Annotated in this window: 4 protein-coding genes and 1 pseudogene; 3 read left to right on the top strand and 2 right to left on the bottom strand. The window is 66.1% G+C overall.

The window, feature by feature from the left end; genetic code table 11:
• Both ACXJL8_RS32635 and ACXJL8_RS32630 read left to right on the top strand, forming a co-directional pair.
• Positions 1-731, top strand: a pseudogene (locus ACXJL8_RS32635) (DMT family transporter); the annotation flags it as partial.
• 97 nt (positions 732-828) lie between these two features.
• Positions 829-1575, top strand: a complete 747-nt coding sequence (locus ACXJL8_RS32630; RefSeq protein ID WP_456686267.1) for a hypothetical protein — start codon at positions 829-831, stop codon at positions 1573-1575.
• Positions 1576-1645: 70 nt separating this feature from the next.
• On the opposite strand, the gene ACXJL8_RS32625 is transcribed toward ACXJL8_RS32630, so the two are convergent.
• Together ACXJL8_RS32625 and ACXJL8_RS32620 are read right to left on the bottom strand one after the other, a co-directional pair.
• Positions 1646-1948: a histone gene (locus ACXJL8_RS32625; protein WP_456618343.1), complete on the bottom strand. Its 303-nt coding sequence runs from the start codon at positions 1946-1948 to the stop codon at positions 1646-1648.
• 66 nt (positions 1949-2014) lie between these two features.
• Positions 2015-3406: a cryptochrome/photolyase family protein gene (locus tag ACXJL8_RS32620; protein ID WP_456618342.1), complete on the bottom strand. Its 1392-nt coding sequence runs from the start codon at positions 3404-3406 to the stop codon at positions 2015-2017.
• A gap of 169 nt (positions 3407-3575) precedes the next feature.
• Here ACXJL8_RS32620 and ACXJL8_RS32615 point away from each other — a divergent pair, with 169 nt between their 5' ends.
• Positions 3576-5306 (top strand): methyl-accepting chemotaxis protein, encoded by a 1731-nt coding sequence (locus ACXJL8_RS32615; RefSeq protein WP_456686266.1) that lies wholly within the window; start codon positions 3576-3578, stop codon positions 5304-5306.
• Positions 5307-5478 lie beyond the last annotated feature (172 nt).

Here is a 5478-nt window from a genome sequence, read left to right as displayed (position 1 = left end):
GTGGTCGGTCTGATGGCGATGATCGTCGCGATTGCGCGGCCGAAATGGCCTGATGGTGTCGGCATCGCGCACAGCGCGGTGGCCGGCATCCTTGTCCATGGCTTCTATCTCGGCGGCACCGCGATCGCGATCGCGCATTCGATTCCGGCCGGGCTCTCCGCGCTCATTCCGGGCCTCCAGCCGATCCTGACTTCGACCATTGCGAACCGCTGGCTCGGCGACAAGGTGACGCCGGTGCAATGGGCCGGGCTCGTGCTCGGCCTCGGCGGCGTGGTGCTGATCCTGCACAACCGCCCCATGACCGGCGAAGCCGGGTTCGGCTGGCTCGCCTCGGTGGTCTCGCTGATCAGCATCACGCTCGGCACGCTCTATCAGCGGCGCTACTGCAACCACATCGACTGGCGCGCCGGCAATCTCGTGCAATATGTCGCCTCACGATCTTCTTCGCGGTCGGTGCCTTCCTGTTCGAAGACCGTGTGGTGCACTGGACGCGCGAGTTCGTGCTCGGGCTTGCCTGGCTCGCCGTCGCGCTCTCGATCGGATCGATCGGGCTGCTGTACTGGCTGATCCGCCATGCCGCGGCGACCTCGGTCGCGAGCCTGTTCTACCTGGTGCCCGCCGTCACGGCGCTGATGGCCTATGTGTTGTTCGACGAAAAGCTCGACGCGCTCGCGATCGCCGGCATGGCGATGTGCGCGGCCGCGGTGTTCGTGGTCAACCGGCGCTCCTAGGCCGGTAGGCCATGCCGCCGCAATACATCCCTGACGTGCGGCGCCGCTCATGCTAGGCTGCGCGCATTTCAGCTTCCCTTTGGCCACGGTGATTTCCATGAAAAAGGCGAGACGCGCACTGCTCGGCAGGTCCCTGAAGCCTGTCCGCATCGCATGCATCAACTACGCGGAAGAGCTGATGAGCGACCGGATGATGGGGAGGCTCACCGCCGCGCTCCAGAAATGCTACGACGAGCATTTCCTGCCGGTCTGGGRCTATCCCATCGACCTCGACGTCACCCAAAAGCCAAAGCCGACGGACTGGCAGTTGCTCTATTTTGACGACGCCACCCACAAGAACTTCCTCGGGCGGCACGAGCTGACGCATCGCGGCCAGCCGATCTCAAAGATCTTTCTGAAGGCGCTCGGCGAGGACGATCCAGTCAGCCTGGCGGCATCACACGAACTGTTCGAGATGGTTCTCGATCCGATGGCCAATCTGTGGGCCGACAAGACCCGGCACACCCAATATGCCTACGAGGTCTGCGACGCCGTGGAGGAGGAGTCTTTTCTCGTCAACGGCTTTCCGATGTCGAACTTCGTCTATCCGTCCTGGTTCGAGCCGTTCGAGCATCCTCGCGGCACCAAATTCGACCATATGGGATCGCTGAAGGCGCCGTTCTCGATGACGGAAGGCGGCTACGTCATCAAGAAGGTCAACGGCAGGAGGGTGATCAAGCAGTTTGGCTCACCAGAGAAGCGGAGGCGATTCGCCAAGGAGGACCGCCGCGGCCATCGCAGCGAATTTCGCGATCCGCAAGGCGAGCATCACCCGGGCCGGCGCGCAGCCAAGCGGCGAGGGTAGGGCACTTCACCGCAAAGCCTCCGGGTGCGCCGCACCCGGAGGCTCGCTCTGAGCTATCCTTGGGCTGCGATCAGCGCTTGGCCTTCTTGGCCTTTTTCTTCTTCTTGGCGGCTTTCTTGGGAGCTTTCTTTGCAGTCTTCTTGGCTGCCTTCTTCGCGGTCTTCTTGGCCGCTTTCTTCGACGACTTCTTGGCAGCTTTCTTCGTTGCCTTCTTGGCCTTCTTGGCGGCCTTCTTCGGCGCTACCTTCTTCGCGACCTTCTTGGCGGCTTTCTTGACCTTCTTGACGGCAGGGACTGCGGTGTCCTTGGGCGCTTCCACGGCGGTGGTGATCGGCTCCATCGCCTGCTCGGTTACGGGTTTATCGTCGTCCATATTGTCCCCCACGGTTTGAACGGAACGATGACGATAGCGGGATTCCAAATTGTGTCAAAGCAACGCTCAATCTTTGCGGATCTTTGCGTAGGCAGCCAACGCGCGCTCGCGCCCTTTGGCGTGGTCGACGATCGGCTGCGGGTAGGTTTCACCGAGCGTGACGCCCGCGCTCGCGAGCTCGATCGGCATTGCCCGCCAGGGCTGGTGGATCAGCTTTGGCGGCAGCGCTCGCAGTTCCGGCACCCAGCGGCGGACGTAGGTTCCATCCGGGTCGAACGTCTCGCCCTGGAGCACCGGATTGAAAATGCGAAAGTAGGGCGCGGCGTCGGCGCCGCAGCCGGCGACCCACTGCCAGTTGGCGGGATTGCTGCCGGCGTCCGCATCGACCAGCGTGTCCCAGAACCAGCTCTCGCCATCGCGCCAGTCGATCAGGAGGTGCTTGACCAGGAAGGAGGCGACCACCATCCGCACCCGGTTGTGCATCACGCCGGTGTGCCAGAGCTCGCGCAGGCCAGCATCGACGATGGGGTAGCCGGTGCGCCCGCGCCGCCAGGCGGCGCGCGCCTTGGCGTCGGGCTTCCAGGGGAAGCCGTCGAAATTGGCTTGCAGGTTTTCGGTGGCGAGGTCGGGGTGGTCGTGGAGGAGATGGCGGCAGAATTCGCGCCAGCCGAGCTCGCTCAGGAATTTTTCGATGCCGGGCCCGAGCGCGGGGTTCTCGGCCGCCGCGAAGCGCGCGGCATGCCAGACCTGACGCGGGCTGAGCTCGCCGAACCGCAAGTGCGGCGACAGGCCTGACGTGCCCAGCCGGTCCGGGCGGTCGCGGTCGCCGGCATAGCCGCGCGCGGTGTGCTTGAGGAAGTCGCGCAGGCGCGCGCGGGCGGAGGCCTCACCCGGCGTCCAGCTCTCGCGCAGGCCGCCGGCCCAGTCGGGCTTGCTCGGCTCGAGGTGCCAATGCTCCAGCGCGTCGCTGGCGACCTTGGGGCCGGGGCGTAGCGCTTTCGGTGCAGGTAGCGGTTTGGGCGGATCGCCGAGCGCCAGCACCCGCCGCCAGAACGGCGTGAACACGCGCAGGCCGCGGCCCTCCTTGTTGCGGATCGCTGAAGGCGGGACCAAGAGGTCTCCCGGGAAGCTTTGCGAGTCGACACCGAGCTTTGCCAGCGCTGCTGTGAGCTGTTTCTCGACTGCCTGATGCGGCGCCTGCGCGATCCCGTTCCAGTAGACCGCGCCGGCGCGGCTCTCGCGCGCCACCTCGGGGATCACCCTGGCCGCCGGTCCCTTGCGCAGGATCAGCGATCCCCCGCGCGCGGCGATCTCGGCGCCGAGCGCGCGCAGTGACTGCGCCAGCCACCAGCGCGCCGCGCCGCCCGGTGCGCGTCCGGCCGTCTCGTCCAGCGCATAGAGGCAGATCACCGGCGCGCCGGTCTTCGCAGCGGCATGAAGGGCAGGATGATCGGACAGGCGGAGGTCGTCGCGGAACCAGACGATGATGGGCGGCGCGCTTGGCGTGGTCAGGGATGTCCTCGTTTACATTTTGGAAACCATGCCGCGTCCAATGGTGTGAACCGTCGTTAATGCGACCGTAAGCCGATTGCACGTATATGCAGGAATTACGGGGGTAGTTCCATTCATGTCCAATCTTTCGACGGCGAAGTTCCTGCCGCAATTCAAACTTGGCACCAAGGCCGTCCTGTGCGCCGTGCTGCTGATCGCGATGAACACGGCGCTGGTGGTCGGCGCGGGCTATTGGTCGCTGACCTCCGCCTTCAACGAGCGCGCGCTGCGCGACATCGAGGCCAATCTGCGCACGCTGGCCCTGGCTTTTGCCGAGATCGTTCCTGACGCCAGGATCACGATGAGGGATGGCGCGGTGGTGCGCGCCGAGATCCCCAAGATGCCGGATTTTAGGGATCACGCCATCGTCGATCGCGCGGTGTCCTATGTCGGCGGCAACGCCACCCTGTTCGTGTTCGACGATGCGAGCGGGCAGTTCGTCCGCCGCTCGACCAACGTGAAGAAGGAGAATGGCGACCGCGCCGTCGGCACCCAGCTTGCCGCGGACCATCCGGCGCAGGCCCAGCTGCGCCGTGGCGAGGCCTACAAGGGTCCGGCCATGCTGTTCGGCAAGTCCTTCATGACGGCCTATTTCCCGGTCGCGGATGCAACCGGCAAGGTCGCCGGCATCCTCTATGTCGGTATCCCGATGGCGCAGTTCGAGAGCATGCTGGCGCAGGCCATCGAGAGCATGGCCATCGCGGCCGGCATCGCCGCGCTGCTGGTCCTGGTCCTCACCCTGCTGGTCGTCCGCCGCGTCACCCGGCCGCTGACCTCGGTCACGCGCTCGCTGACGGCGCTCGCCGACGGCCAGAGCGACGTCGCGATCGACTGCGAGGACCGCGCCGACGAGATCGGCGAGATCGCCCGCACGGTCGCCGTGTTCAAGAGCAATTCGCTGGAGCGGGCGCGCCTGCGCAGCGAGCAGGCGGCGGCGTCGGCTGCCGCGGCGGAGCAGCGCAAATCCGAGCTGCGCAATTTCGTCGAGGAGTTCCGCGGCAGCGTCGGCGRCATCCTCGACAAGGTCCTGAGCTCCTCCGGCGAATTCGAGCGCGTGGCGCGGCAACTCACCGACACCGCACGCTCCACCGCCGATCTGTCGGCCCAGTCGGCCGGGGCTTCCGAGACCGCCTCCGAGCATGTGCGCTCGGCGGCTTCGGCCTCCGACGAGCTGTCCCAATCGATCTCCGAGATCACCCGCAGGGTTCAGGAGTCCAACCAAATCTCCGCCGAGGCGGTGCGACAGGCCGAGGCCACCGATCAGCGCATCGCGCAGCTCTCCGAGGCGGGCTCGCGCATCGGCGACGTCGTCAAGCTGATCACCTCGATCGCCGAGCAGACCAATCTGCTGGCGCTGAATGCCACCATCGAGGCCGCGCGCGCCGGCGACGCAGGCCGCGGCTTCGCGGTCGTCGCCCAGGAGGTCAAGACGCTCGCCGGCCAGACCGCCAAGGCGACCGACGAGATCTCGAACCAGATCGCCAGCATGCAGCTTGCGACCGAGGAGTCGGTCACCGCCATCAGGGCGATCAGCCAGACCATCGAGCGCATCAGCGGCATCGCCGGCTCGATCTCGGCCGCGGTCGAGCAGCAGAGGAGCGCCACCCACAACATCGCGGCCAGCGTTCGTGCGGCGGCCTCCGGCACCGCCGACGTCGCGGTCAATGTCCGCCATGCCGCCAAGGGCGCCAGCGAGACCGGCGAGACCTCCAGCCGGATGTTCGCCTCCGCCCAGGCGCTGTCGGGTGAGAGCGTGCATCTGAAGGCCGAGGTCGACAGCTTCCTCGACCGCGTGCGCACGGCGTAGTCCAACGTAGTCATCCCGGGATGGTCCGAAGGACCAGACCTCAGGTGCGCAATTGCGCACCGGGGGATCTCGAGATTCCGGGTTCGATGCTGACGCATCGCCCCGGGATGACTTTTTGCGATCGCTTGGCGCGACCGCCAAAAGTCACTTCGGCTGCGGCACGATCCGGATG

It is taken from the genome of Bradyrhizobium sp. P5_C11_2, assembly GCF_054049755.1.
The sequence above is the reverse complement of the archived record's forward strand: the minus strand, read 5'-3'. Positions and strand labels throughout refer to the sequence as shown.